Below are 24789 nucleotides of genomic sequence, written 5' to 3' on the forward strand. Positions count from 1 at the left end.
CCGACCCGTGGCCGACGATGGGCGCGTGGCTGCGCCACCGGCTGCCCGAACGGGTCGACGTCGAGCGGATGCTGGCCGAGCAGCGCTTCGTCCACGACGACGGCAGCCCGGTCGCCGAGGAGCAGCCGTACGCACCGCACACGTTCGTGTGGTTCCACCGTGACCTCCCCGACGAGGTCGAGGTCCCGGGCCAGATCGTCGTCGTGCACCGCGACGAACGGCTCGTGGTCGTCGACAAGCCTGCCTTCCTGTCGTCCATCCCGCGCGGGCGGCACGTGCGCCAGAGCGTCGTGACCCGCCTGCGCGCCGAGCTCGAGCTGCCCGAGCTCTCACCTCTGCACCGGCTGGACCGGGTGACGTCCGGCCTGCTGATGCTCGCCACGACCAGACAGTGGCGCGGGCCGTACCAGTCGCTGTTCCAGGCCGGCGCGGTCCGCAAGACGTACCGGGCCGTGGCGCCGGTGCGCGACGACCTCGAGCTGCCGCTCGTGGTCCGCAACCACCTGGTCAAGCAGCGCGGCACCTGGCAGGCCGAGGTGGTGCCGGGCGCACCCGTGAACGCCGAGACGCTGGTCGAGCTGGAGTCCCGGAGCGGGGAGCACGGCGTCTACCGGCTGACACCTCGCACGGGACGCACGCACCAGCTGCGCATGCACCTCAACGATCTCGGCATCCCGATCGTCGACGACCCGCTCTACCCGACGGTCCTCGACCTCGAGGTCGACGACTTCAGCCGGCCCCTGCAGCTGTTGGCCGCCGAGATCGCGTTCACGGATCCGATCGACGGCACCGAGCGCAGGTTCACCAGTGTCCGCTCGCTCCCGCTGCTGCCGGCCGAGGCCCTCTAGGAGGCGTTCTCGCGGGCCAGCGCCGCGAAGACCCCGATCGCGACGATCGCGAAGACGATCCCCGGCAGGACGAGCCCACCGGCGGCGGCGTAGAGCGCGACCGTCAGGAACAGCATGACCTGCACGACGAACCGCGTCGGGAGCTCGAGCCGGCGGGCGGACGTGGGGGCCATCCACTGCGCCCAGATGGCGACCGCGACCATCGCGAGGAACGCACCGACGGCCCAGCCCCGCCAGCCGTCGACGAATCCGTGGCCTGCGAGGACGAGGATCACGACCATCGCGATCTCGCACAGGAAGGCGATCGCGTCCAGGGGACCGAGGTCCTGAGGTTTCTGAGGAGGCATGGGTCCAGCCTAGGGAGTGCTACTTTCGCGCCATGAGCGAGTCATCGCGCCCGAGCCCCATCATCCTCGTCGTGGCCTCCGACGAGCACCGGACGGTGCTGACCGACGAGTTCGCGAGCAGGTACGCCCGTGACTACGACATCCAGGTGACCACTGACGTCCTCGGCGTCACCGATCTCGCCGCGACGGTGGTCGCCGGCGGCCGGCACATCGCCCTCATCGCGGTCGACTACGGGCTCGAGATCGACGCGGTGGACGTCCTGGACGTGCTGCGCAACGTCTCGCCCAGCAGCCGACGGATCGTCCTGGTGCCGATGGGGACGTTCGGCGCGTCGCTCGACGAGCTGCGGCCGGCCCTCGCGGTGGGCCGGCTCGACACCTACCTCCTCATCCCGCAAGGGCCACGCGACGAGGAGTTCCACACCGCGATCGCGGAGTACCTCTCGGACTGGGCCACCTCGACGTCGACGCCGGAGGTGGCCGGCGTCCGCATCGTCGACGACGGCGGCCAGATCGAGATCGCCGGCATCCGTGACTTCCTCGACCGGATGGCGGTCCCGTGGACGCGCTACCAGCCCGACAGTCCTGTGGGCCGAGAGCTCCTGGCCGAGGCGGGGGAGGGTGCTGCCCTGCCGCTCGTATCGGCCTTCGGCCGGCCGCCGCTGACGGCCGCGACCGAGCATCTGGTCGCCGCGATGTTCTACGGCTCGCCGGCCGACCTGGGCGACGACTACGTCGCGGACCTCGCGATCATCGGCGCGGGCCCCGCAGGACTCGCGGCGGCGGTCTACGGCGCGTCCGAGGGGCTGCGCACGATCGTGCTCGAGTCCGAGGCCGTCGGCGGCCAGGCCGGCACCAGCTCGATGATCCGCAACTACCTCGGCTTCCCACGCGGCGTGTCCGGGATGCGCCTGGCCTTCCGTGCCCGGCTGCAGGCCACCCGGTTCGGGGCACGGATCTTCACCGGGCGCCCGGTCGAGGAGATGAGCGTCGGCGACCTGCACGAGATCGCGTACGACGGCGGCGTCGTCCGGGCCCGGGCGGTGCTCATCGCGTGCGGGGTCCGTTACCGACGGCTCGGCGTGCCCGCCCTGGAGGACCTCGTGGGCCTCGGCGTCTACTACGGTGCGGCGACGAGCGTCGCCCGTGAGATGGAGGGGCGCGACGTCTTCATCGTGGGCGGCGGCAACTCGGCGGGGCAGGCGGCCATCCACCTGGCCCGGTTCGCCCGGTCGGTGACGATCGTGGTGCGACGCAGTGGCCTCGCGGAGACGATGTCGGCGTACCTCGTCAACGAGATCGCCACCCAGCGCAGGATCCGGGTGCTCACCGGCGCGCAGGTCGTCGACGGCGGTGGAGACGGACGTCTGGAGTGGATCGACCTGGCGGTCGGTCCCTCCACCGAGCGGCACGACGCCGACGGGTTGTTCCTGCTGCTCGGTGCCGAGCCCGGTTGTGACTGGCTGCCCGACGAGGTCAGCCGCGACCAGCGGGGTTTCGTGCTGACCGGCCGGGACATCCCGAAGTCGGCCTGGCGAGGCGGCCTGCCGCCGGCCGCGTTGGAGACCGCGGTCCCGGGGGTGTTCGCCGCCGGCGACGTCCGGGCCGGCTCGATGAAGCGGGTCGCCTCGGCGAGTGGCGAGGGAGCGGGGGCGGTCGCGCAGGTGCACGCGCACCTGGCGCCCGCGCCGGCCTAGACCGAGCGCACCCGCTCGACGATGATCTCGGCGAGCTCGGGAGCGTTCTGGTCGAGCAGCCAGTGGGTTGCGCCCCGCACCACCACGAGCTCGTACGGAGCCGTGACGTAGTCCGCAGTCAGCTCGGCGCCGCGACGGGCGAGTGCGGCGTCCTGATCGCTCCAGACGTACGTCGTGGGCACCGACACCTTGCGGCCGACCTCCTTGCCGCCGAGGACGATCGACCGGTAGTAGCCGAGGCCACCGGGCAGTGCGCCGTCGGCGACGATGTCGCGCCGGAAGGTCTCGATCATGTCGCTGTCCATGCCGGCCGCGCGCAGCATCTTCTCGCCCAGCCCGTTGGGGGTGCTGAGCAGTCGCTCGGGCAGCACCGGCAGCTGGAACAGCAGCATGTAGTACGACCGCAGGGGCTGGGAGCTGCTGACCATCGACTTCATGAAGGCCGTGGGGTGCGCGACCGACACGGCAGTCAGCGTCCGGACGAGCTCGGGGTGGCCGCCGGCCACGGCCCACGCGACCGCCGACCCCCAGTCGTGCCCGACCAGGTGCACGGGCCGGCCGATCAGGTGGATCAGCGCGGTGACGTCGCCGACGAGCTCGCCGAGGCCGTACGCGAAGCGGGACGTGGGCCGCGCGCCGGGGGAGTAGCCGCGCTGGTCCAGCGCGTACGTGCGCAGGCCCTCGGCGTTCAGCTGCTCGGACACCTTCGCCCACGACGTCGCCCGCTGCGGGAAGCCGTGCAGCAGCACGACGGGCGGGCCGTCGAGCGGTCCGCTGTCGATCACGTCGAACGTCATGCCCGCGTGGGTGAGCTGGGTGATGCGCGATTCGGCCATGCCCCATCCTGACACCTGACGGGCACGGTGCCCGGTGGGAGCGACTGCGCCGGGTCACTAGGATGGATCAGCAACCGCACGACCCCTCGATCGCAAGGAAGTCGCATGTCTGAGCCCGTCACGGGTATCTCGCGCGACGACGTCGTCCACCTGGCCGGCCTCGCCCGCATCGACCTCAGCGACGCTGAGCTCGACCACCTCGCCGCAGAGCTGCCGGCGATCCTCGACCACGTCGCGAGCGTCCAGCGCGCCGCCGGCGACGACGTCCCGGCGATGAGCCACCCGGTCCCCGTCGACAACGTCTTCCGCGAGGACGTCGTCCGGCCGAGCCTGAGCCCCGAGGACGCGCTGGCCGGCGCCCCGGCGTCCGATCAGCAGCGCTTCCTCGTGCCCAAGATCCTCGGGGAGGACTGACATGACCGATCTGACCCGCAAGACCGCCGACGAGCTGGCCCAGTCGCTCGCGGCCAACGAGGTGTCCTCGGTCGAGGTCACCCAGGCGCTGGTCGACCGCATCGGTGCGGTCGACGGCGAGATCCACGCCTACCTGCACGTCGACGCCGAGGGCGCGCTCGCGACGGCGGCCGACATCGACGCCCGCCGTGCCAAGGGTGAGCAGCTGTCCTATCTCGCCGGCGTGCCGATCGCGGTCAAGGACGTGCTCGCGACCCGCGGCATGCCGACCACGTGCGGCTCCAAGATCCTCGAGGGCTGGATCCCGCCGTACGACGCGACGGTGACCGCCAAGATCAAGGCCGCGGGCCTGCCGATCCTCGGCAAGACCAACATGGACGAGTTCGCGATGGGCTCGTCGACCGAGCACTCCGCGTACGGCCCGACCCGCAACCCGTGGGACACCGGCCGCATCCCCGGTGGCTCCGGTGGTGGCTCGGCCGCGGCCGTCGCGGCCTTCGAGGCCCCGCTCGCGATCGGCACCGACACGGGCGGATCGATCCGCCAGCCCGGCGCGCTGACCGGCACGGTCGGCGTCAAGCCGACCTACGGCGGCGTGAGCCGCTACGGCCTCGTGGCGATGGCGAGCAGCCTCGACCAGGCGGGCCCCGTCACGCGTACCGTGCTCGACGCGGCCCTGCTCCACGAGCTCATCGCGGGCCACGACCCGATGGACTCCACGAGCATCCCCGACGCGGTCCCGGCGGTCGTCGCCGCGGCCCGTCGCGCCGACGTGCAGGGGCTGCGCATCGGCATCGTCAAGGAGCTGGGCGGCGAGGGCTTCCAGCCCGGCGTCCAGACCCGCTTCGACGAGGCCGTCGCGCTGCTCACGGGCGCGGGCGCCGAGGTCGTCGAGGTCTCGATCCCGAGCCTGGAGTACGCACTGGGCGCCTACTACCTGGTCATGCCGAGCGAGGCGAGCAGCAACCTGGCCAAGTTCGACGCGATGCGTTACGGCGTCCGGGTGCCCCCGGCCGGAGTCGACGACCCGAGTGCCGAGCAGGTCATGGCGTCCAGCCGTGACGCGGGCTTCGGCGACGAGGTCAAGCGACGCATCATCCTCGGCACGTACGCGCTGTCGAGCGGCTACTACGACGCGTACTACGGCTCGGCCCAGAAGGTGCGCACGATCCTCGCGCGCGACTTCGCCGCAGCGTTCGCCGACGTCGACGTGCTGGTGTCACCCACGTCGCCCACCACGGCGTACCCGCTGGGGGAGAAGCTCGACGACCCGCTCGCGATGTACCTGGGCGACGTCGCCACGATCCCGGCCAACCTGGTCGGCATCCCCGGACTGTCCCTGCCGGTCGGACTGGCCGACGAGGACGGACTCCCGGTGGGGCTGCAGCTGCTCGCCCCGCAGAAGGCCGACGACCGGCTCTACAACGCCGCGGCGGCACTCGAGCGGATGCTCGAGGAGAAGTGGGGCGGCGCGTTGCTGTCCCGGGCACCTGAGCTGGAGGTTGCACGATGAGCGCCGAGACGCTGGTCCCGTTCGACGAGGCCATCAGCCGCTACGACCCCGTGATGGGGCTCGAGATCCACATCGAGCTCAACACGGCGACGAAGATGTTCTGCGGCTGCCCGACCGAGTTCGGCGCCGAGCCCAACACGCAGGTCTGCCCGGTCTGCCTCGCGCTGCCCGGCGCGCTGCCGGTCGTCAACGCCAAGGCCGTGGAGTCCGCGATCCGCATGGGTCTCGCGCTCAACTGCGAGATTGCCGAGTGGTGCCGCTTCGCGCGCAAGAACTACTTCTACCCGGACATGCCCAAGAACTTCCAGACGTCGCAGTACGACGAGCCCATCGCGTTCGACGGCCACGTCGACGTCGAGGTGGACGGCGAGACGTACCGGATCGAGATCGAGCGCGCCCACATGGAGGAGGACACCGGCAAGGCGCTGCACGTCGGCGGCTCCACCGGGCGCATCCACGGTGCCGACTTCTCGCTCGTCGACTACAACCGTGCGGGCATCCCCCTGATCGAGATCGTCACCCGCACGATCGAGGTGCCGGCCGAGAAGGCTCCCGCGGTCGCCCGCGCGTACGTCTCGTACGTCCGCGACCTCATCGGCGGCCTCGGCGTCTCCGACGTCCGCATGGACCAGGGCTCGCTGCGTGCCGACGTCAACCTGTCCCTGAAGCCCAAGGGCTCCGACGTCCTCGGCACCCGCTCGGAGACCAAGAACGTCAACTCGTTCCGCTCCGTCGAGCGGGCCGTGCGCTACGAGATCTCGCGCCACGCGGGCATCCTCGACGCCGGGGGCAAGGTCGTGCAGGAGACCCGCCACTTCCAGGAGGACTCCGGCACGACGCTGCCGGGCCGCGAGAAGTCCGACGCCGATGACTACCGCTACTTCCCCGAGCCCGATCTCGCGCCGGTGTCGCCGTCGCGGGAGTGGGTCGAGGAGCTGCGGGCCACCCTGCCCGAGCCGCCGGCCGTACGTCGCGCGCGCCTGCAGGCGGACTGGGGCTTCTCCGACCTCGACATGCGCGACACGATCGGCGCGGGCGCTCTCGACCTCATCGTCGAGACCGTCGAGGCGGGCACCACGCCCCAGGCCGCCAAGAAGTGGTGGCTGGGCGAGATGGCGCGGCGCGCCAACGAGAGCGGTCAGGACATCGACGCCCTCGGCATCACGCCGCAGCAGGTGGCCGAGATCCAGGCGCTCATCGACGCGGGGCGCATCAACGACAAGCTCGCCCGCTCGGTCTTCGACGGCGTGATCGCGGGCGAGGGCACGGCCGAGGAGGTCGTGGTCTCACGCAAGCTCGAGGTCGTGTCGGACGACGGTGCGCTCGGCGCGGCGGTCGACCGGGCGATCGAGGCCGACCCGGACGCGGCGCAGAAGGTGCGCGCCGGCAACCTCGGTGTCGCGGGTGCCTTGATCGGTGCCGTGATGAAGGAGATGCGCGGCCAGGCCGACGCCGGACGGGTCCGCGAGCTGATCCTGGAGAAGCTCACGTCGTGAGCGTCGGGCCGCCGGAGCGATCAGTCGATCGCTCCGGCGGCCGAGCCCGGTCGTGGCGCTCGTGAGGGTGTCCTGATCAGGGGGTGCCGGGGTTACCGTCGTGAGAACGACCCGGCCAGGAGGCACGCATGACTGTCATCGATCTCCCCGAAGTCCACACCTGCTCCGTCGAGGGGTGTTCCTACAACAGCGACACGGCGTGCCACGCGGGCGCGATCACGGTGTCCGGCTCGCAAGCCGCGTGCGGCACGTTCATCGACATCGGCGCGAGCGGTGGGCTGAGCAAGATGGTCGCTAAGGTCGGCGCCTGCCACCGCACGGACTGCCGGCACAACGAGAGCCTGGAGTGCGGGGCGAGCTCGATCTCCGTCGGACCCGGCACGGACGCCGCCGACTGCCTGACGTACGCGCCGGCCTGACCGCCCGGCTCAGCCGACCCGGTCGAGCAGCTCGTTGAGCTCGTCCAGGACGATCTCGGGGAACTCGACCGGCAGGAAGTGCGTCGCGTTCAGCTCGCGGTAGCGCGATCCCTTGATGCGCTGAGCGGCGGTGCGCATGTGCCGTGCGCCGGTGAACACATCCCACTTGGCGGCCAGGAACGTCACCGGGATGTCCACGTCGCTGAGGGAGACACGGGCGTGCTTGGAGACGCTGATCGCGAGCTTGGCGTACCAAGCCGGATGGGTCGTGAAGAACTCCTGCAGCAGCACGCGCACCTCGGCGGTGTCGGCGGCCGGGTTGATGAACCGGCTCTGGCGGACCAGGTCGGCGGTCACGTTGGTCCACGGCAGCCGCCGGGTGAGGGGCGCCAGCGCGTGACCGGTGACCGTCACGGTCTGGGACACGCCGACCATCAGGCTGCGGGCGAGCAGCGGGGGAACGAGCAGAGGCGCGAGCATCGTGGAGAAGGTGTTGCCGGGCACGCCGGCCACCGCCAGGATGCCGGTCACCCGTCCGGGAAAGCGGGCGTTGATCTCGAAGGCGATCGTCACCCCGGTCGACCAGGCAGCCACCACGCAGGAGTCGATCCCGGCATCGTCCATGACGGCGATCGCGTCCTCGACGAACGAGTCGAGGTCCACGCGTCCGTCGGTGGGCCGGGCCGATCCGCCGGTGCCGCGGTGGTTCCAGCCGACCACGCGGACCCCCGACTCGGGCCGCAGCAGTGACGGCCACGCGTGCGGGTTGGTGCCCAGGCCGTTCGAGACCAGCACCGTCGGCCCGTCGCCGTCGTTCGTCCACGCCCGGATGCGGGTCCCGTCGGCGCTCTTCACGTCGTAGTAGCGCAGGAGTGCGGGAGTCGGCGAGGTCACGCGCCGATTGTCCACGGCGAAGGGGGCAACGGCAACGCGTGACCACGGCCGGCTGCGGTTTCCCAGGAGGACCCCGAAATCTGACACGGCACCCCGGTCGTACGGAGGGTGATGTGTCAGGAACCGGGGTGAGGCCCTGCGGATTCCCAGGTTCTCCTGGGAAACCGCGGCCGCGGGGGTGCGGCAGCCGGGTGCAGGGCTGGGCTCACTTCAGGGTGTTCAGCACTGCCTGCACCAGGCGTCCCGCGCCTCCGTCGGACTGGGGGAGGAAGAGGCTGGGCTCGGTCAGCTCGAGCTCGATGAGGATCGGCTCTGCGTCGGCCGCGGTGACCAGGTCCACGCGGGCGTACAGCGGAGCGGCGTCCAGGCCGAGCAGCGCCGTGGCGGTCTCGAGCGCGTGGTCGGCGACCTCACGCTGTCGTGCGGTCGGGGTGCGCGGCGTGATCTCCTCGCGGCTGTCCCGGTCCTGACGGACTCCTTCGCCTCGCAGCAGCAGCGGGCCCTTGCGGATCGAGTGGGAGAACGTCCCGGAGAAGTACAGCATCGCCGTCTCGCCCTCCTCGTCGACCGAGGAGATGTAGGGCTGGGTCATCGACGTGCGGCCCGCGGCCACGAGCTCCTCGCTGTGCGCCCAGACCTCCTCGCGGGTGCTCCAGCGCGCGGTGTCCTTGGACCCCGACGAGATCGTCGGCTTGACGACCCACTCGTCGTGGTCGCCGAGGTCGTCGCCCGCCGCGACGTCCCACAGCGTCCTGATCACGGGGACGCCGGCGTCCTGCAGCTGGCGCAGGTAGACCTTGTCGGTGTTCCAGGTGAACACGTCGACCGAGTTGTGCAGGCGGGGGACGGTCGCGGCCCAGCGCAGGAACTCCTCGCGACGCGCGATGTAGTCCCAGCACGAGCGGACGACCACGGCGTCGTACGAGCCCCAGTCGACCTCGGGGTCGTCCCAGGTCACGATCTCGCCGCGGGTGCCGTGCTCAGCCGCGGCTGCCTCGAGCAGCGGCAGGTCGGGGTCGTACGCGCGATGGTCCGAGCTGGTCACGAAGGCGATCGTCATCGGGCCATCCTGCCATCGTCCCGGTTCTGTCTTAACTTCATGCATATGCTTCACGCATGACCCCTGCTTCGAACGTTCGCGTGGCGGTCATCGTCGATCTCGTGGGATCGCGCCGACACCCCGACCGGGCCTGGGTCCACGCGCGGCTGCTGGAGGCCTTGCAGCAGGTCAACGAGGCGGTCGACTTCGACCAGCCCCTCGAGCCGACGCTCGGCGACGAGTGTCAGGCACGTTATCTCTCGGTCGATTCTGCAGTGCGCGCGACCCTGGCCCTGCGCCTCGCCCTCCCGGACGAGCTGGACTGTCGCGCGGGGATCGGGGTGGGTGCGGTCGAGGACCTGGGTCGCACGCCCTACGGGCCGCTGCAGGACGGGCCGGCCTGGTGGGCTGCACGCGACGCGATCGTGGAGGCCAAGAGCCGTGAGAGCGCGCGCGACCGGACGCTGCGCACCTGGTACCAGGTCTCCGAGCGCCTGACCGGCCCGGAACGCGACGAGCACCCGCCGGCCGCGATCGTGAACGCGTTCCTGCTGACCCGCGACCAGATCGTCACCCGCATGGCGGGGCGGTCACGGCGGCTGCTGCGCCACCTCCTGAGCGGCGCGTCCCAGGTCGACATGGCGCTGGCCGAAGGGATCTCCTCGTCCGCGGTGTCGCAGAACCTGCGGCGGAGCGGAGCCTTCGCCGTGCTGAGCTCGCACGACCAGTTCGCCGCGTGGTTCGACCGATCAGTAGCCGATCAGGCTCGCCAGCAGGAAGACCGGGGCTGACAGTCCCGCGAGCGACATGGCCAGGCGCACGTACCGGTACTTCTTGGCGACGATCCTCGACAGCTCGAAGAGCTGGTGCCGGGTCCGGTCCTCGAGCCTCGGGGGATGGCGGTCGAGCACGGCGTCCAGTGACCGCTGGCTCTCGAAGGCCGCTGCGTGGCCCCAGTAGAAGACCTCCTTGGTCCTGTCCGGGACCGTGAACCGCGGCCACACGGCCAGCGCCGCGGCAGCGACGGACGACGAGGCGAGCGCGGCGGCCAGCCACCAGAAGAACGCACCCACGGCGTCGAGGTCGCGGGGGCTCCAGTCGCGGGCGAGCAGGCCTGCGAGCAGGGCGCCGAAGCCGATCCCCAGCACCGCCAGCACCATCGAGGCCTTGTGGTCCGCGGCTCCGACCTCGTTGCGGGCCTCCGCAAGGATCGCCAGCTCGACGTCGGGAGCCGGATTGCGTGGCATGTGTCCTCCGTGTCGGTGGTGGACGCCCACGGTACCAAGCACGGACCTGCTCGTAATCAATGATTTGGCGTTGATTGACTGTGATCAGCATGCAGGCGTTGATCTTGACAAATCAATGTAATAACGCTGATCATGAGATGTGTTTGCGATCACGATCGATCAACGCCGAAGTCGTCACACCGACGACGCGGTGCCCGATCTGCTGGACCGGCTGGGACAGTACGCGCTCGTGCGGCAGTTCGAGCGAACGGCGGGTGACGAGGTGCAGGGCCTGTCGGACGATCCGGCTGTCGTCGTCGACCTGGTCTGCGCGGTGGTCGCCACGCAGGCGTGGTGGATCGGCATCGGCGTCGGGGCGGTGGACCAGCCCATCGCGGACTCGGTCCGCGCCAGCAGGGGACCCGCGCTGATCGCTGCGCGGGCAGCAGTCGAACGCTCCAGCTCGACCGCCGTCGGCCTCGCGGTCGAGGGTGAGGGCACTCGTCACGCGGAGACGGCGCTCCATGCGCTGGCCCGGGTGATCACCGACCGTACGGAGGGTGGGGCGGAGGCGGTGGCCGCGATGGCGACGGGCCGGACGCAGAAGGAGGTCGCCCACCAGCTCGGCGTCTCGCCCCAGGCGCTCAGCCGCCGACTGCAGGTCGCTCGGTGGTCCGAGGAGCAGCGGTTGCGCGATCTCGCGACGTACCTGCTCGCCCAGATCGCGTCGTGACGTGGACTCGCTCACCACGCGCACGGGCTGAGCCGTAATCTTGGTCCCATGCCCCCCGAGAACGAGATCGACATCAAGCCCCGCAGCCGTACCGTCACCGATGGCCTCGAGGCCACCGCGTCACGAGGCATGCTGCGCGCCGTGGGCATGGGTGACGAGGACTGGGAGAAGCCGCAGATCGGTGTCGCGTCGAGCTGGAACGAGATCACCCCCTGCAACCTGCCGCTCGACCGGCTCGCCAAGCGCGCCAAGGAAGGCGTGCACGCCGGCGGCGGCTACCCGCTGGAGTTCGGCACGATCTCGGTGTCGGACGGCATCTCGATGGGCCACGAGGGGATGCACTTCTCGCTCGTCAGCCGTGAGGTGATCGCCGACTCGGTCGAGACCGTCATGATGGCCGAGCGCCTCGACGGCTCGGTGCTGCTGGCCGGCTGCGACAAGAGCCTGCCCGGCATGCTGATGGCCGCGGCCCGCCTCGACCTCGCGAGCGTCTTCGTCTACGCCGGCTCGATCATGCCCGGCAACGTCGACGGCAAGGACGTCACGATCATCGACGCCTTCGAGGCGGTCGGTGCCTGCCTGGCCGGACGCATGTCGCGTGAGCAGGTCGACAAGATCGAGCGCGCGATCTGCCCGGGCGAGGGCGCCTGCGGCGGCATGTACACCGCCAACACGATGGCCTCGGCTGCCGAGGCCCTCGGCATGAGCCTTCCGGGCTCGTCGGCTCCGCCGGCGATCGACAGCCGCCGCGACGACTACGCGATCAAGTCCGGCGAGGCCGTCGTCGAGCTCCTGCGCCGTGGCATCACCGCTCGGGACATCCTGACCAAGAAGGCCTTCGAGAACGCCATCACGGTCGTCATGGCGCTTGGCGGCTCGACCAACGCCGTCCTGCACCTGCTGGCGATCGCCCGCGAGGCCGAGGTCGACCTGACGCTCGAGGACTTCAGCCGCATCGGCGACAAGGTCCCGCACCTGGGCGACCTCAAGCCGTTCGGCCGTTACGTCATGAACGACGTCGACAAGGTCGGCGGCATCCCGGTCATCATGAAGGCGCTGCTCGACGCGGGCCTCATGCACGGCGACTGCCTGACCGTCACCGGCAAGACGATGGCCGAGAACCTCGCTCACATCGAGCTCAAGCTCGACGGCGACGTGATCCGTCCGATCGACAAGCCGATCCACCGGACCGGCGGCCTGACGATCCTGCACGGCACGCTCGCCCCCGAGGGCGCTGTCGTCAAGAGCGCCGGCTTCGACTCCGACGTCTTCACCGGCACCGCCCGGGTCTTCGACGGCGAGCGCAAGGCGATGGACGCGCTCGAGGCCGGCACGATCGTCGCCGGCGACGTCGTCGTCATCCGCTACGAGGGCCCCAAGGGTGGCCCCGGCATGCGCGAGATGCTGGCCATCACCGGAGCCATCAAGGGCGCAGGCCTCGGCAAGGACGTCCTGCTGATGACCGACGGACGCTTCTCGGGCGGCACGACAGGTCTCTGCGTCGGGCACGTCGCCCCCGAGGCGGTCGATGGTGGGCCCATCGCCTTCGTCAAGGACGGTGACCAGATCACCCTCGACGTGGCCAACAAGCGGCTCGACGTCGCGATCGACGCCGACGAGCTCGAGGCCCGCAAGGTCGGCTGGGAGCCGCTGCCCCCGAAGTACACGACGGGCGTCCTCGCGAAGTACCGCAAGCTGGTCAGCTCAGCGGCACACGGCGCGATCACCGGCTAGCAGCGGTCGGAGCGTACGCGGTGAGTGGCGGCCAGGTCTTCGCGACCCGGTGGGACCTGCTGTTCGCGCAGGTCCTGATCGGCGTGGACCGCACCACGGGGGTCTTCTCCGGCAGCGAGCCTGCGCCGGGGCGTCAGCTGGTCTGCGTGTGGACCAGCGAGGCCCGCGCGGGGGAGGCGCTGCACCTGGAGTCGTGGGACCTCAAGAAGATCAGCGTGCGCTCCCTGCTCACCGTGCTGCCGGCGGGCATCGGGATCCACGTCGATCCCGCGGTCCCGTCCGGCATGACGGCCTCCGCCGACTACGTGGCCCAGCTCAAGCGGTACCTGGTGCCGTTCCCCGACGGGGCGGACGTACGCCGTGCGCCGTGGGACGGCCTCGACGCGTCCGCGCGGGAGGCTCTCGCCGACGCCGCCGACGGCCATGTGAGCGAGCTGTACGCATTCGGCTTCACCGTCGACGACAGCCCCACCCTCGGGTGCCTCGCCTACGTCGCGGCCGGGGGACCGGCGCCTGCGGACGCCGTCCGAACAACGCTGGCGGCGTCGATCGACCTGGACTCCCTGGGCGTGCCGACTGTCATCGTGGTGCCCCTCGAGGAAGTCCCCGAGGCCCTGCGCGCGACCCTCGGCGACGCCGACCGCGTCCGCGGTGAGAAGCGGCCGAGGTTCTGGCGGCGCTGACTCAGGAGCAAGTGGTCGCGGCCCCCTGGGCGATCTTCTGGTACGCCGCGGTCTCCTTGGCGCTCGGCTTGTAGGAGCCGTCGCGGTTGACCAGGGCTGCAAGCAGCTTGTCCGACAACGACGAGTCCACGAGCTGCTTGCTGAAGCACGTGGCCTGCTTCTCGGTCAGTCCGGCGCTCTTGAGCGTCTCGGCGAGCTGCTTGGCCGTCGGACGCTTGTTGGGGTCGACGGACTTGACGGGCGCCGGCGTCGTTGCGCTGCCGGCGCTGGGGCTGGGGCTGCTCGCGCTCGGCGTGCTCGAGGTCTTGGCGTCGCTCGCTGCGTCCTTGTCGCCGTCCGAGGAGCTGCCTCCGCAGGCGCTCGTGACCGTGAGAGCAAGGGTGGCGAGCGCGAGCCCGATGGTGCGTCGCATCATGATGATCCTTGGGATTCGGGGGCAAGACCTTCCATGAAAGCAAGAAGCTGCAACCCTCGCGACACCGGGAGCAGGTGACGGGTGTGGGGACGGCGCTCTGTCCCGCCTAGGATGGAGGGGTCATGAGCGTCCCTGTTGATCCCGTCCTGCCCACCTCCGAGATCGACCCCGACGAGCTGGCGATCGCCCTGCGCGTGCTGGCGGCCGCCGAGCGTCTGGACGAGGAGGACCCTGACTACGTGGCGCTGAGGCGCGCGTGCGGGAAGTTCTACAAGAACGTCAAGAAGCACCGCCGCCTCGAGAAGCGCGCCCAGGTCGCGGCGGCCGACCGAGAGGTGGTCTCGGCGACCGCGACCGGCTCGCCGACGCGCATCGACGACGAGACCGAGGGCATCCCTCTCGTGTCCAACGTCGCGGGGGCGACGGCGGGCACCTTGCTGGTGCCGCGGCCCTGTTACATCTGCAAGCAGAAGTACACGCTCGTGGACGCGTTCTACCACCAGCTCTGCCCCGAGTGCGCCGCGCTCAACCGGTCCAAGCGCGACGCCCGCACCGATCTGACCGGCAAGCGCGCGCTGCTCACGGGCGGGCGGGCCAAGATCGGCATGTACATCGCCCTTCGCCTGCTGCGCGACGGTGCCCACACCACGATCACCACCCGCTTCCCCCACGACGCGGTCCGTCGCTTCACGGCCATGCCCGACAGCGCGGACTGGATGCACCGCCTGCGCATCGTGGGCATCGACCTGCGCGATCCGGCCCAGGTCGTGGGCCTGGCGGACGCGGTCGCCGAGCAGGGACCGCTCGACATCCTCATCAACAACGCGGCGCAGACGGTCCGGCGCACCCCCGGTGCGTACGCCCCGCTCGCGGAGGCGGAGTCGGCCCCGCTGCCGGACGGGCCCCTGCCCGAGCTGCTGACGTTCGGCCACACCAGTGACGCCCACCCCGCGGCTCTCGTCGGATCGGTCTCCGCGCACCCCGTCCTGGCCGGCGACGCCCACACCGCGGACGAGCTCACGTCGCTCGCGATGACCGCGGGGTCGGCCGATCTCGCGCGCATCGACGCGGGCGGCCTCGTGCCGGACACGGTCGACGTCAACAGCTGGACGCAGCGCGTCCACGAGGTCGACGCCCTCGAGCTGCTCGAGGTCCAGCTGTGCAACACGACGGCGCCGTTCATCCTCGTCAGCCGGCTGCGTCCGTCGATGGCGGCTGCGGAGGCGCGGCGCACGTACGTCGTCAACGTCTCGGCGATGGAGGGACAGTTCAGCCGGCGCTACAAGGGCCCCGGACACCCCCACACCAACATGGCCAAGGCGGCGCTGAACATGCTGACCCGCACGAGCGCGGGCGAGATGCTCGAGCAGGACGGCATCTTGATGACCGCGGTCGACACCGGGTGGATCACCGACGAACGGCCGCACCCGACCAAGGTGCGCCTGGCGGAGGAAGGCTTCAAGGCCCCGCTCGACCTGGTGGACGGTGCGGCCCGGGTCTACGACCCCATCGTGCGCGGCGAGGCCGGCGAGGACGTCCACGGAGTCTTCCTCAAGGACTACGCACCCTCACCCTGGTGACACCTGCCGGGCTGCCCCGGCCCCGGACGCACGACGGCCCGGGGGAGATGATCTCCTCCGGGCCGTCGGCGAGCAGGTGTCAGTTGGTGACGCACTCGCTGAACTTCTTGGACACGTCAGTGAGGGCCTCGCGGTCCTCCTTGCTGCCCTTGTAGTCCTCGTCCTTCTCGACGATCGCGTTGAGCGTCTTGTCCGACAGCTTCGAGTCGACGAGGAGGCCGGCCACGCAGTCGGCGGCGGCCTCGGGGATCGAGGTGCCGAAGACGCTGTCCTTGCTGGTGATGGACGTCTTCACCTCACCCTTGGACGGACGATCCTCGCCGCCGCCACAGGCGGACGTGAGCGCGAGCGCGGCGACGATCATGGCCGTGCTGAGTGACTTCTTCATGTTCTCCCCAAAGTTAGGGCCCGTCCACGTGCTGGCGGGCCGACCGGGACATCCTGTCAGTTACGGCGCCGGTTGTCAGATCCGCGAATGAGTCCACATGGTGGTACGAAATGTCTCACGAGTTGATAATCGTCGCGACGGAGAGGACACTGGGTCACGTGCAGATCCGGAACCTTGCAGTAGTAGACGACTGACGCGTCGGCCCAGGCCCCGCGTCTCCCTCGATTGCCCCAGCGTACGGTCTGGGGACGGGGGATTTTTTTATGCGAACAGGCCGGGTCGCACCCCGGCAAGACCATGCGATGAACAGTTAGGTAGCGACCTCATGACCGAGCAGATCCCTGAGCAGCTGACCGGGGCGCAGAGCCTCGTCAGGGCGCTGGAGCACGCCGACGTTGACACCATCTTCGGCATCCCGGGTGGCGCGATCCTCCCGGCGTACGATCCGCTGTTCGACTCCACGATCCGCCACATCCTCGTTCGCCACGAGCAGGGCGCAGGCCATGCCGCGCAGGGCTATGCGATGGTCACGGGCAAGGTGGGCGTCTGCATGGCCACCTCCGGGCCGGGCGCCACCAACCTCGTCACCGCGATCGCCGATGCGCACATGGACTCGGTCCCGATCGTCGCGATCACGGGCCAGGTCGCGAGCGGCTCGATCGGCTCCGACGCCTTCCAGGAGGCGGACATCCGCGGCATCACGATGCCGATCACCAAGCACAGCTTCCTCGTCACCGATCCCGACGACATCCCCCGCACGATCGCCGAGGCGTTCCACATCGCGCTGACGGGTCGCCCCGGACCGGTGCTCGTCGACATCAGCAAGGACGCGCTGCAGGCCACGACGACGTTCACGTGGCCGAGCGAGCTCGCGCTGCCCGGCTACCGCCCCACGACCCGGCCGCACGGCAAGCAGGTCCGCGAGGCCGCCCGGCTGATCGCGGCCGCGAAGCGTCCGGTGCTGTACGTCGGCGGAGGCGTCATCAAGGCCGACGCGTCGGCTGAGCTGAAGGTCCTGGCCGAGATGACCCAGATGCCGGTCGTCACGACCCTCATGGCACGCGGCGCGTTCCCGGACTCGCACGAGCTGCACCTCGGCATGCCCGGCATGCACGGCACCGTCGCGGCGGTCGCGGCCCTGCAGAAGAGCGATCTGCTCATCTCGCTGGGTGCCCGCTTCGACGACCGGGTGACCGGCCACCTGGCGTCGTTCGCGCCGCTGGCCAAGATCATCCACGCCGACATCGACCCCGCGGAGATCTCCAAGAACCGGGTCGCCGACGTCCCCATCGTGGGGGACTGCCGCGAGGTGATCGCCGACCTGATCGCGATGCTGCAGAAGCAGGCCGCCGACGACGACATCCGCGGCGACTACTCGGCCTGGAAGGCGCAGATGCTCGGCATCAAGGCCAAGTTCCCGGTCAGCTACGACAAGCCCGCCGAGGGCCTCGCTCCGCAGACCGTGATCGAGCGGATCAGTGCGATCGCCGGGCCCGACGCGACGTACACGGCGGGCGTCGGCCAGCACCAGATGTGGTCCGCGCACTACGTGGACTACGAGCGTCCGCGCCAGTGGCTCAACTCCGGCGGGCTCGGGACGATGGGCTACGCGGTGCCTGCCGCGATGGGCGCCCAGGTCGGTCTGCCGGGCCAGGTCGTGTGGGCCATCGACGGCGACGGCTGCTTCCAGATGACCAACCAGGAGCTCGCGACCTGCGCGATCGAGGGCATCCCGATCAAGGTCGCGGTCATCAACAACTCCTCGCTCGGCATGGTCCGCCAGTGGCAGACGCTGCTCTACGAGAGCCGCTACTCCAACACGGACCTCAACACCGGTCCGGAGTCGATCGGCGCGCGCCGCATCCCCGACTTCGTCAAGCTCGCGGACGCGTACGGCTGCGTGGGTCTGCGCTGTGACAACGAGGCCGACCTCGACGCGACGATCGAGAAGGCCATGGCGATCACCGACCGCCCCGTCGTGATCGACTTCGTGGTCGAGCGGGACGCGATGGTGTGGCCCATGGTCCACGCCGGCACCAGCAACGACGACATCCAGATCGCGCGAGATCTCGCGCCCGAGTGGGACGATGAGGACATCTGATGACTGCGCACACCCTTTCGGTCCTGGTGGAGAACACGCCCGGTGTCCTGGCGCGCGTCTCGAGCCTGTTCATGCGCCGCGGCTTCAACATCGAGTCGCTCGCGGTCGGCCCGACCGAGATCCCCGAGATCTCGCGCATGACGATCGTCGTCAACGTCGACGAGCTGCCGCTCGAGCAGGTCACCAAGCAGCTCAACAAGCTCGTCAACGTGCTCAAGATCGTGGAGCTCGAGTCATCGAGCGCGGTCGAGCGCGAGCTGATGCTGATCAAGGTCAAGACCGACCCGCAGACCCGCGGTCAGGTGCTGGAGACGGTCAATCTCTTCAGGGCTAAGGTGGTCGACGTGGCCACCGACGCCGTGACGATCGAGGCGACCGGCGACGCGGGCAAGCTCACCGCGATGCTGAACGTCCTCGAGCCGTTCGGGATCCGTGAGATCGCCCAGTCCGGACGTGTGGCCATCGGCCGCGGAGCCCGTTCCATCACCGACCGCACCCTGCGTACCGTGCCCGGCACGCAAGCAAGCTGACCAACCCGCACCTCAGAAGCACGACCCAAGGAGACGTACCCCGTGGCTGAAATGTTCTATGACGACGACGCAGACCTGAGCATCATCCAAGGCCGCCACGTGGCGGTCATCGGCTACGGAAGCCAGGGGCACGCGCACGCGCTCAACCTGCGCGACTCCGGCGTCGACGTCCGCGTCGGCCTGCCCGAGGGATCCAAGAGCCGGGCCAAGGCCGAGGCCGAGGGACTGCGCGTCCGTTCGGTCTCCGAGGCGGTCGAGGAGGCCGACGTCATCGTCGTGCTCGCGCCCGACCAGGTGCAGCGCCACGTCTACGCCGAGTCGATCGAGCCCAACCTGGTCGACGGCGACGCGATCGTCTTCGGTCACGGCTTCAACATCCGCTTCGGCTACATCACGCCCCCCGAGGGCGTCGACGTCGTGCTGGTCGCCCCCAAGGCGCCGGGTCACACGGTTCGTCGCGAGTTCGTCGACGGGCGCGGCATCCCCGACATCATCGCGGTCGAGCAGGACGCCAGCGGCAAGGCGTGGGACCTCGCGCTGTCGTACGCGAAGGCGATCGGCGGCACCCGCGCCGGCGTCATCAAGACGACCTTCACCGAGGAGACCGAGACCGATCTCTTCGGCGAGCAGGCCGTGCTGTGCGGTGGCATGTCGCACCTCGTCCAGGCGGGCTTCGAGACGCTGACCGAGGCCGGCTACCAGCCCGAGATCGCGTACTTCGAGGTGCTGCACGAGCTCAAGCTCATCGTCGACCTCATGTGGGAGGGCGGCATCGCGAAGCAGCGCTGGAGCATCTCCGACACGGCCGAGTACGGCGACTACGTCTCGGGCCCGCGCATCATCGACGACTCGGTCAAGGAGCGCATGAAGGCCGTGCTCGCCGACATCCAGGACGGCACGTTCGCCAAGCGCTTCATCGACGACCAGGACGCCGACGCCTCGGAGTTCCTCGCACTGCGCGAGAAGGAGGCCGGTCACTCGATCGAGGCCACGGGCAAGGTGCTGCGCTCGCACTTCTCGTGGAAGCAGCAGGACGCCGACTACGTCGACGGCCAGGCCGCTCGCTAGTCACCCGCACCACGCCGCGAGGGCGTCACCGCTTCTGCGGTGGCGCCCTTTCGCATCCCACCGCTGACGCGCGCCTCCCGTCCGCTGACGCGAGCCTCCGGTCCGCTGAGGGGAGCCTCCGGTCCGCTGAGGGGAGGCTCCGGTCCGCTGACGCGCGCCTCCGGTCCGCTGAGGGGAGGCTCCGGTTCGCTGACGCGAGCCTCCCGTCCGCAGCTCGTCCTGGATCAGGCGATCATCTCGAGCGTGCCCGTACGCCTCGGGGTGGTCGCCGGCTCGGTCGAGCCGGTGACCTCCGCGTACGCGCGCCGGAGGCGACGCACCGCCTCGGTCTGCGTCTCGTGGGACTGCGTGTACGGAAGGCGGAGGTGGCGCTCGCCGGCAGCGCCCACGCGGCTGAAGAACCGAGGGCCGGGGGTCAGCAGCAAGCCGTGCCGGGACGCCGCGGCGGTGAGCCGCGACGAGATGCGGTCCGGGAGGGTCGCCCAGAGGTTGAGGCCGCCGGCCGGGCACGGCGCCGCGATGTCCGGGAGCTCACGCGCCAGCTCGGACAGCAGGTGGTCGCGCCCCGCACGCAGGCGCGCTCGACCCGCGGCGGCGGTCTGCCCGCCCTCGGTCAGCAGCTCGGCGAGGACCAGCTGGTCGAAGGCGGACGTGCCGAGATCGTCCATCATCCGCGCCTGGACGATAGGCATCACGAGGGCGTGCGGTGCGCGGATCCAGCCGACACGGAGGCCGCCCCAGTACGCCTTGGACGACGACCCGATGAGGAGCGCCCGCGGGTCGTACGTCGCGAAGACCGGTGGCATCTCGACCCCGTCGAGGTTGATGTCACGCAGCGACTCGTCGATGATCGGGACGACGTCGTGGCGCCGCAGCTCGCGCGCCCACGCCCCACGCTCCGCGTCCGTCATCACGGCGGCGGTGGGATTGTGGAAGTCCGGGATCAGGTACGCCGCGCGGTGCCGCGACCCTGCCAGCGTCTCCGCCATCGCGGCGGGCTCCCACGGCGACCGGTCGACCGGCAAGGCGGACAGGCGCGCGCCTGCCGCGGTGAATGACTCGTGGGCGTGCGGATAGCTGATGCCCTCGACGACGACGCGCTGGCCCGGGTCGACCAGGACGCGGGCGAGCAGCGAGATCGCGCCCATGGCCCCGCTCGTCACGATGATCTGCTCGGGATCGGTCGGCAGGCCTCCGTCGCTGTAGCGCTGGGCGAGGATCTCGCGCAGCACCGGGAGACCGTCCGGCAGGTATCCGGTCGTGGCCAGCAGGCCGGACAGCCTGGTCGCCGCGGTCTCGAACGCGCGAGCCAGGCCGGGGGTGCCGGCGGGCGCGGAATAGGTGAGGGCGATGGTGTCGGCGTCGTCGGGGGTGACGATCAGGCTGCTGACGCTCGACGCCGCGAGCGGGACCTGCACGACGCTGCCCGAGCCCTGTCGTGAGCGCAGGAGGCCGAGCTCGCGCAGCTCGGCGTACACCCGGGTCGTGGTCGTACGGCTGACGCCGATGGCGGCGGCGAGCTCGCGCTCGGACGGCAGGCGGCTGCCGTCGCCCACGCGGCCGTCCACCACAAGCAGGCGAAGGCGGTCGGCGATCTCCCGGTATGCCGGGCCGGCGTTGTCGAGGGGACCGAGGAGATCGGCGAGGCGCCGGGCGGAGAGGGTGAGGGCCACGGGTCCACTGTTTCACGATTGGCTATGGAAGGCATGGCCAATTGGGTTCACGCTGGACTCATGACCGCGTTCCTAGTCTTCCTGGCGCTTTTGAGCCTGGTGTCCATCGTGCGGCTCGTGCGCCTGGTCGCGCGAGACGGCCTCGGCACCAACCCGCCGCCCCGCAGCCACCGCGAAGAGCTCGGCAGCTGGGTCGAGCGGGAGCTGCGCCGGTGAACGGCCTGCTCGGGCGGCTCGTGCGCCTCAACGTCGGCTTGTTCCTCTACGGATTCACGATGGCGATGCTGGTCGAGTCGACGCTGGGCCTCGACCCGTGGGACGTCTTCCACGAGGGGGTGACCGAGCACGTCGGTCTGACGTTCGGTCAGGTCGTCATCGTCACGGGCGCGTTCGTCCTGCTGCTGTGGATCCCGCTGCGGCAGCTGCCGGGTGTGGGGACGGTCCTGAACGTGCTCGTCATCGGCCTCGCTGCCGACTTCGGCATCGCAGTCATCGTCCAGCCGGACGAGCTGTGGTTGCGAGCCATGCTGCTCGTGGGCGGGATTGTCGGCAACGGGTTCGCCGGGGCGTTGTACATCGGCGCCGCGCTCGGGCCGGGCCCCCGCGACGGGCTGTGGCTCGGTCTTGTCAGGCGTACGGGGCGCAGCGTGCGGCTGTGGCGGACGGTCATCGAGGTCACAGTGCTCGCGGTGGGCTTCCTCCTCGGCGGGACGGTCGGCGTCGGCACTGTCCTGTACGCCCTCACGATCGGCCCGCTCGTCCAGCTCTTCATGCCGTTCACCTCCGCCCCGACCGCCGACGAGTCGCGCACGACCGGTGACGAGTCGCGTACGACCGGTGACGAGTCGCGTACGACCGGTGACGAGTCACCTATGACCGGTGACGAGTCACTTTGCGGCAACGCTGAGTGACTCCTCGGCCTCCGTACGTGACTCCTCGGCGTCCGTGCGTGACTCGTCGGCGTCCGTGCGTGACTCGTCGGCGTCCGTGCGTGACTCGTCAGCGACGGGTGGCGATGATGAGGGAGGCGTCGACGTCGATGAGCATCTCGACGGCGGCGAAGCGCTCGTCGGTCAGCCACTGCTCGCGGACGGTGTCGACCCGGCCTTCGACGATGGGCGGCCAGAACGCCGACGGGACGAAGTCGTCGAGGATGACCATGCCGCCGGGCTCCATCAGGTCGGCGAGCACGTCGATGCTCTCCATGACCTCCCGCACGTCGACGAAGAGCAGCGAGAACGGTGCGTACTGCTCGAGCGTCGACCAGTCGCCGGCGATCACGTCGACGTTGTCGGTCCGGGCGAAGATCTTCTGCACGTCCTCGGCGAGGACGGGGTCGAGCTCGGCGCTGACGACCCGGGCACCCTTGGGGGCGCCGCTGGAGAGCCAGGCCGATCCGACGCCGCAGCCGGTGCCGAGCTCGGCGAGCGTGCCGGTGCGGGACGCAGCGAGCGTGGCGAGGAGGCGTCCGGTCTCGTTGCGGATCGAGGTGATGAATCCGCGCTGGCGGGACAGGTCCAGGGTGCTCGCGACGAGGTCGGGGACTTCAGCGGGTGCACTCACACATCCAGTGTTCCACGGACCCACGCTCAACCGTGGCCACGGCGTCTCGGCGACTGAGACGCCCGCACAGGATGCGGACACGGCCCGGACCCGCGGCGTACCGTGTCAGCACCATGCGGAAGCAGCTCGTACTCATCGCTTGCCGCGGCAGGGCCTCTTAGGGCCACACCCTGCCGCGGTGTTTCGGCGTTGGCCCGCCGTTCCGCCCGCAGGGTTCGCGATTCATGATCTGACTCGCACATCTGACATCTCTCCCCGGACGATCTCCGGACATGTGGCGCGTGCCGAACGGCGGACCTACGCCGGACCCGCACCGGCCGTCATCCGTTCGTACACAAGGAGAAGATCATGGACCGCAACCTGATGGAGTGGGGACCCGCGCACCTGCGTGACGAGGCAGCACAGCACGACGTCGAGCTGTCCGACCGGCCCGACGACAACTGACCGAATGTTGATACTCGGGTTTCACATCCTGAGATGTCGCCCGATAGGATGACGCTCATGACCCGCTCTTTCTCGCTCGCAGTCGTGGCCGGTGACGGCATCGGACCCGAGGTGACCTCCCAGGCCCTGAAGGTCCTGGACGTCGTCTCCAAGACCCACGACCTGTCGTTCAGCACCACCGACTACGACCTCGGCGCGCGCCGTTACCACGCGACGGGGGAGACCCTGCCGGACTCGGTGCTGGAGGAGATCCGCGGCCACGACGCGATCCTGCTCGGCGCGATCGGCGACCCGAGCGTGCCGTCCGGAGTACTCGAGCGGGGCCTGCTGCTCAAGCTGCGCTTCGCTCTTGACCACTACGTCAACCTGCGTCCGTCGAAGCTGTTCCCGGGCGTGGCCACTCCGCTGGGCGATCCCGGCGACATCGACTTCGTGGTCGTCCGCGAGGGCACCGAGGGGCCGTACGTCGGCAACGGCGGAGCGATCCGCGTCGGTACGCCGCACGAGCTCGCCACCGAGGTCAGCATCAACACCGCGTACGGCGTCGAGCGGGTCGTTCGTGACGCCTTCGCCCGCGCCCAGGCACGTCCGCGCAAGAAGCTGACGCTGGTCCACAAGAACAACGTCCTCGTCCACGCGGGCCACCTGTGGAGCCGTACGGTCGCCGCCGTCGCGCCGGAGTTCCCCGACGTCACGGTCGACTACCTGCACGTCGACGCGGCCACGATCTTCCTCGTGACCGACCCGGCCCGCTTCGACGTGATCGTCACCGACAACCTCTTCGGCGACATCCTGACCGACCTTGCGGCCGCGATCACCGGCGGCATCGGTCTGGCGGCGAGCGGCAACGTCAACCCCGACCGCACGACGCCGAGCATGTTCGAGCCCGTCCACGGCTCGGCACCCGACATCGCCGGGCAGTCCAAGGCCGACCCGACCGCGGCCATCCTCTCCGGCGCCCTGCTCCTGGAGCACCTCGGCGTCCCCGAGGCAGCCGCGCAGATCACGGCCGCCGTCGAGGCGGACATCGCCGCGCGCGGCTTCGCCCCCCGTTCCACCGAGGAGGTGGGGGAGGCCATCGCGCAGAGCGTCACGGATCTGGGCGCGGCCGAGGGCGTACCGGTCGGCTGACGACCACTGCCCTTCGA

General features: G+C 70.2%; 26 protein-coding genes. 17 read left to right on the forward strand and 9 right to left on the reverse strand.

Annotation, left to right across the window (positions count from 1 at the left end):
• The first annotated feature begins 17 nt into the window (after nt 1–17).
• The gene (locus GEV27_RS06435) at nt 18–848 is read left to right on the forward strand and encodes a pseudouridine synthase (protein ID WP_208430802.1); all 831 of its coding nucleotides are present in this window, start codon (nt 18–20) and stop codon (nt 846–848) included.
• On the opposite strand, the gene GEV27_RS06440 is transcribed toward GEV27_RS06435, so the two are convergent.
• The gene (locus tag GEV27_RS06440) at nt 845–1195 is read right to left on the reverse strand and encodes a YrdB family protein (RefSeq protein WP_153653374.1); all 351 of its coding nucleotides are present in this window, start codon (nt 1193–1195) and stop codon (nt 845–847) included. The genes GEV27_RS06435 and GEV27_RS06440 overlap by 4 nt on opposite strands.
• Nucleotides 1196–1227: 32 nt before the next feature.
• Here GEV27_RS06440 and GEV27_RS06445 point away from each other — a divergent pair, with 32 nt between their 5' ends.
• A complete protein-coding gene (locus tag GEV27_RS06445; protein ID WP_153933718.1) occupies nt 1228–2892 on the forward strand; it encodes an FAD-dependent oxidoreductase in 1665 nt (554 codons plus the stop codon).
• Here GEV27_RS06445 and GEV27_RS06450 read toward each other — a convergent pair.
• Nucleotides 2889–3728 (reverse strand): alpha/beta fold hydrolase, encoded by an 840-nt coding sequence (locus GEV27_RS06450; RefSeq protein WP_153653371.1) that lies wholly within the window; start codon nt 3726–3728, stop codon nt 2889–2891. The two genes, GEV27_RS06445 and GEV27_RS06450, sit on opposite strands and share 4 nt — an antisense overlap.
• Nucleotides 3729–3833: 105 nt before the next feature.
• Here GEV27_RS06450 and gatC point away from each other — a divergent pair, with 105 nt between their 5' ends.
• The 4 genes from gatC (at nt 3834) to GEV27_RS06470 (ending at nt 7570) form a co-directional block, all read left to right on the forward strand.
• Nucleotides 3834–4142 (forward strand): Asp-tRNA(Asn)/Glu-tRNA(Gln) amidotransferase subunit GatC, encoded by a 309-nt coding sequence (gene gatC, locus GEV27_RS06455; protein WP_153653369.1) that lies wholly within the window; start codon nt 3834–3836, stop codon nt 4140–4142.
• Between the two features lies 1 nt (nt 4143).
• Entirely contained in the window at nt 4144–5655 is a 1512-nt protein-coding gene (gene gatA, locus GEV27_RS06460; RefSeq protein WP_153653367.1) for an Asp-tRNA(Asn)/Glu-tRNA(Gln) amidotransferase subunit GatA, read from the forward strand.
• The gene (gatB, locus tag GEV27_RS06465) at nt 5652–7151 is read left to right on the forward strand and encodes an Asp-tRNA(Asn)/Glu-tRNA(Gln) amidotransferase subunit GatB (RefSeq protein WP_153653366.1); all 1500 of its coding nucleotides are present in this window, start codon (nt 5652–5654) and stop codon (nt 7149–7151) included. Before gatA ends, gatB begins: the two co-directional genes overlap by 4 nt.
• 128 nt (nt 7152–7279) lie before the next feature.
• Complete coding sequence (locus tag GEV27_RS06470; protein ID WP_153653364.1) at nt 7280–7570, forward strand: DUF1540 domain-containing protein; 291 nt, start codon at nt 7280–7282, stop codon at nt 7568–7570.
• A 9-nt stretch (nt 7571–7579) separates the two neighbouring features.
• Here the strand turns inward: GEV27_RS06470 and GEV27_RS06475 are convergent, their stop codons facing one another.
• Nucleotides 7580–8464, reverse strand: a complete 885-nt coding sequence (locus GEV27_RS06475) for an alpha/beta fold hydrolase (protein ID WP_194944142.1) — start codon at nt 8462–8464, stop codon at nt 7580–7582.
• Between the two features lie 205 nt (nt 8465–8669).
• Nucleotides 8670–9524, reverse strand: coding sequence for a RimK family alpha-L-glutamate ligase (locus GEV27_RS06480; RefSeq protein ID WP_153933720.1), 855 nt, complete (start codon nt 9522–9524; stop codon nt 8670–8672).
• Between the two features lie 56 nt (nt 9525–9580).
• On the opposite strand from GEV27_RS06480, the gene GEV27_RS06485 reads away from it, so the two are divergent.
• On the forward strand, nt 9581–10294 hold the full coding sequence (locus GEV27_RS06485) for a SatD family protein (RefSeq protein ID WP_153653359.1): 714 nt from the start codon (nt 9581–9583) through the stop codon (nt 10292–10294).
• On the opposite strand, the gene GEV27_RS06490 is transcribed toward GEV27_RS06485, so the two are convergent.
• On the reverse strand, nt 10253–10750 hold the full coding sequence (locus GEV27_RS06490; RefSeq protein ID WP_153653357.1) for a Pycsar system effector family protein: 498 nt from the start codon (nt 10748–10750) through the stop codon (nt 10253–10255). The genes GEV27_RS06485 and GEV27_RS06490 overlap by 42 nt on opposite strands.
• Nucleotides 10751–10940: 190 nt before the next feature.
• On the opposite strand from GEV27_RS06490, the gene GEV27_RS06495 reads away from it, so the two are divergent.
• From GEV27_RS06495 to GEV27_RS06505, 3 genes are read left to right on the forward strand one after another with little or no spacing between them, the layout of a single operon-like run.
• Nucleotides 10941–11462 carry a hypothetical protein gene (locus tag GEV27_RS06495; protein ID WP_243838726.1) on the forward strand — a complete coding sequence of 174 codons (522 nt, stop codon included), beginning with the start codon at nt 10941–10943 and terminating at the stop codon, nt 11460–11462.
• A gap of 48 nt (nt 11463–11510) precedes the next feature.
• Nucleotides 11511–13196 (forward strand): dihydroxy-acid dehydratase, encoded by a 1686-nt coding sequence (ilvD, locus tag GEV27_RS06500; RefSeq protein WP_153910391.1) that lies wholly within the window; start codon nt 11511–11513, stop codon nt 13194–13196.
• Nucleotides 13197–13216: 20 nt separating this feature from the next.
• On the forward strand, nt 13217–13879 hold the full coding sequence (locus GEV27_RS06505; protein WP_153933721.1) for a hypothetical protein: 663 nt from the start codon (nt 13217–13219) through the stop codon (nt 13877–13879).
• Nucleotide 13880: 1 nt separating this feature from the next.
• On the opposite strand, the gene GEV27_RS06510 is transcribed toward GEV27_RS06505, so the two are convergent.
• Nucleotides 13881–14294, reverse strand: a complete 414-nt coding sequence (locus GEV27_RS06510; protein WP_153653350.1) for a hypothetical protein — start codon at nt 14292–14294, stop codon at nt 13881–13883.
• 122 nt (nt 14295–14416) lie between these two features.
• Between GEV27_RS06510 and GEV27_RS06515 the strand changes: the two genes are divergently transcribed.
• A complete protein-coding gene (locus GEV27_RS06515) occupies nt 14417–15874 on the forward strand; it encodes an SDR family NAD(P)-dependent oxidoreductase (RefSeq protein ID WP_153910395.1) in 1458 nt (485 codons plus the stop codon).
• A 79-nt stretch (nt 15875–15953) separates the two neighbouring features.
• Here the strand turns inward: GEV27_RS06515 and GEV27_RS06520 are convergent, their stop codons facing one another.
• Complete coding sequence (locus GEV27_RS06520) at nt 15954–16262, reverse strand: hypothetical protein (RefSeq protein ID WP_153910397.1); 309 nt, start codon at nt 16260–16262, stop codon at nt 15954–15956.
• 325 nt (nt 16263–16587) lie between these two features.
• Here GEV27_RS06520 and GEV27_RS06525 point away from each other — a divergent pair, with 325 nt between their 5' ends.
• The 3 genes from GEV27_RS06525 to ilvC are packed head-to-tail and all read left to right on the forward strand — an operon-like array spanning nt 16588 to nt 19961.
• On the forward strand, nt 16588–18363 hold the full coding sequence (locus tag GEV27_RS06525; RefSeq protein WP_153653345.1) for an acetolactate synthase large subunit: 1776 nt from the start codon (nt 16588–16590) through the stop codon (nt 18361–18363).
• Nucleotides 18363–18893 carry an acetolactate synthase small subunit gene (gene ilvN, locus GEV27_RS06530; RefSeq protein WP_153653343.1) on the forward strand — a complete coding sequence of 177 codons (531 nt, stop codon included), beginning with the start codon at nt 18363–18365 and terminating at the stop codon, nt 18891–18893. Before GEV27_RS06525 ends, ilvN begins: the two co-directional genes overlap by 1 nt.
• Before the next feature lie 42 nt (nt 18894–18935).
• The gene (ilvC, locus tag GEV27_RS06535) at nt 18936–19961 is read left to right on the forward strand and encodes a ketol-acid reductoisomerase (RefSeq protein WP_153653341.1); all 1026 of its coding nucleotides are present in this window, start codon (nt 18936–18938) and stop codon (nt 19959–19961) included.
• A 224-nt stretch (nt 19962–20185) separates the two neighbouring features.
• On the opposite strand, the gene GEV27_RS06540 is transcribed toward ilvC, so the two are convergent.
• Nucleotides 20186–21634, reverse strand: coding sequence for a PLP-dependent aminotransferase family protein (locus tag GEV27_RS06540; RefSeq protein WP_153933722.1), 1449 nt, complete (start codon nt 21632–21634; stop codon nt 20186–20188).
• A 60-nt stretch (nt 21635–21694) separates the two neighbouring features.
• On the opposite strand from GEV27_RS06540, the gene GEV27_RS17555 reads away from it, so the two are divergent.
• Nucleotides 21695–21850: a hypothetical protein gene (locus tag GEV27_RS17555; RefSeq protein WP_194944143.1), complete on the forward strand. Its 156-nt coding sequence runs from the start codon at nt 21695–21697 to the stop codon at nt 21848–21850.
• The gene (locus GEV27_RS06545; protein ID WP_194944144.1) at nt 21847–22545 is read left to right on the forward strand and encodes a YitT family protein; all 699 of its coding nucleotides are present in this window, start codon (nt 21847–21849) and stop codon (nt 22543–22545) included. The genes GEV27_RS17555 and GEV27_RS06545 overlap by 4 nt, the downstream gene beginning before the upstream one ends.
• A gap of 88 nt (nt 22546–22633) precedes the next feature.
• Here GEV27_RS06545 and GEV27_RS06550 read toward each other — a convergent pair whose 3' ends face one another.
• Nucleotides 22634–23197, reverse strand: a complete 564-nt coding sequence (locus GEV27_RS06550) for an O-methyltransferase (protein WP_153653336.1) — start codon at nt 23195–23197, stop codon at nt 22634–22636.
• A 501-nt stretch (nt 23198–23698) separates the two neighbouring features.
• Between GEV27_RS06550 and GEV27_RS06555 the strand changes: the two genes are divergently transcribed.
• The gene (locus tag GEV27_RS06555) at nt 23699–24772 is read left to right on the forward strand and encodes a 3-isopropylmalate dehydrogenase (RefSeq protein ID WP_153933723.1); all 1074 of its coding nucleotides are present in this window, start codon (nt 23699–23701) and stop codon (nt 24770–24772) included.
• Nucleotides 24773–24789 lie beyond the last annotated feature (17 nt).

It is taken from the genome of Aeromicrobium sp. S22 (assembly GCF_009661045.1).
In the GTDB taxonomy this organism is placed as follows: domain Bacteria; phylum Actinomycetota; class Actinomycetes; order Propionibacteriales; family Nocardioidaceae; genus Aeromicrobium; species Aeromicrobium yanjiei.

Bases quoted from the DNA above. Each gene is read 5' to 3' on its own strand.
- GEV27_RS06435 (WP_208430802.1), top strand. From the start codon at position 18: ATGGGCGCGTGGCTGCGCCACCGGCTGCCCGAACGGGTCGACGTCGAG.
- GEV27_RS06440 (WP_153653374.1), bottom strand. From the start codon at position 1,195: ATGCCTCCTCAGAAACCTCAGGACCTCGGTCCCCTGGACGCGATCGCC.
- GEV27_RS06445 (WP_153933718.1), top strand. From the start codon at position 1,228: ATGAGCGAGTCATCGCGCCCGAGCCCCATCATCCTCGTCGTGGCCTCC.
- GEV27_RS06450 (WP_153653371.1), bottom strand. From the start codon at position 3,728: ATGGCCGAATCGCGCATCACCCAGCTCACCCACGCGGGCATGACGTTC.
- gatC (WP_153653369.1), top strand. From the start codon at position 3,834: ATGTCTGAGCCCGTCACGGGTATCTCGCGCGACGACGTCGTCCACCTG.
- gatA (WP_153653367.1), top strand. From the start codon at position 4,144: ATGACCGATCTGACCCGCAAGACCGCCGACGAGCTGGCCCAGTCGCTC.
- gatB (WP_153653366.1), top strand. From the start codon at position 5,652: ATGAGCGCCGAGACGCTGGTCCCGTTCGACGAGGCCATCAGCCGCTAC.
- GEV27_RS06470 (WP_153653364.1), top strand. From the start codon at position 7,280: ATGACTGTCATCGATCTCCCCGAAGTCCACACCTGCTCCGTCGAGGGG.
- GEV27_RS06480 (WP_153933720.1), bottom strand. From the start codon at position 9,524: ATGACGATCGCCTTCGTGACCAGCTCGGACCATCGCGCGTACGACCCC.
- GEV27_RS06485 (WP_153653359.1), top strand. From the start codon at position 9,581: ATGACCCCTGCTTCGAACGTTCGCGTGGCGGTCATCGTCGATCTCGTG.
- GEV27_RS06490 (WP_153653357.1), bottom strand. From the start codon at position 10,750: ATGCCACGCAATCCGGCTCCCGACGTCGAGCTGGCGATCCTTGCGGAG.
- ilvD (WP_153910391.1), top strand. From the start codon at position 11,511: ATGCCCCCCGAGAACGAGATCGACATCAAGCCCCGCAGCCGTACCGTC.
- GEV27_RS06510 (WP_153653350.1), bottom strand. From the start codon at position 14,294: ATGATGCGACGCACCATCGGGCTCGCGCTCGCCACCCTTGCTCTCACG.
- GEV27_RS06515 (WP_153910395.1), top strand. From the start codon at position 14,417: ATGAGCGTCCCTGTTGATCCCGTCCTGCCCACCTCCGAGATCGACCCC.
- GEV27_RS06520 (WP_153910397.1), bottom strand. From the start codon at position 16,262: ATGAAGAAGTCACTCAGCACGGCCATGATCGTCGCCGCGCTCGCGCTC.
- GEV27_RS06525 (WP_153653345.1), top strand. From the start codon at position 16,588: ATGACCGAGCAGATCCCTGAGCAGCTGACCGGGGCGCAGAGCCTCGTC.
- ilvN (WP_153653343.1), top strand. From the start codon at position 18,363: ATGACTGCGCACACCCTTTCGGTCCTGGTGGAGAACACGCCCGGTGTC.
- GEV27_RS17555 (WP_194944143.1), top strand. From the start codon at position 21,695: ATGACCGCGTTCCTAGTCTTCCTGGCGCTTTTGAGCCTGGTGTCCATC.
- GEV27_RS06555 (WP_153933723.1), top strand. From the start codon at position 23,699: ATGACCCGCTCTTTCTCGCTCGCAGTCGTGGCCGGTGACGGCATCGGA.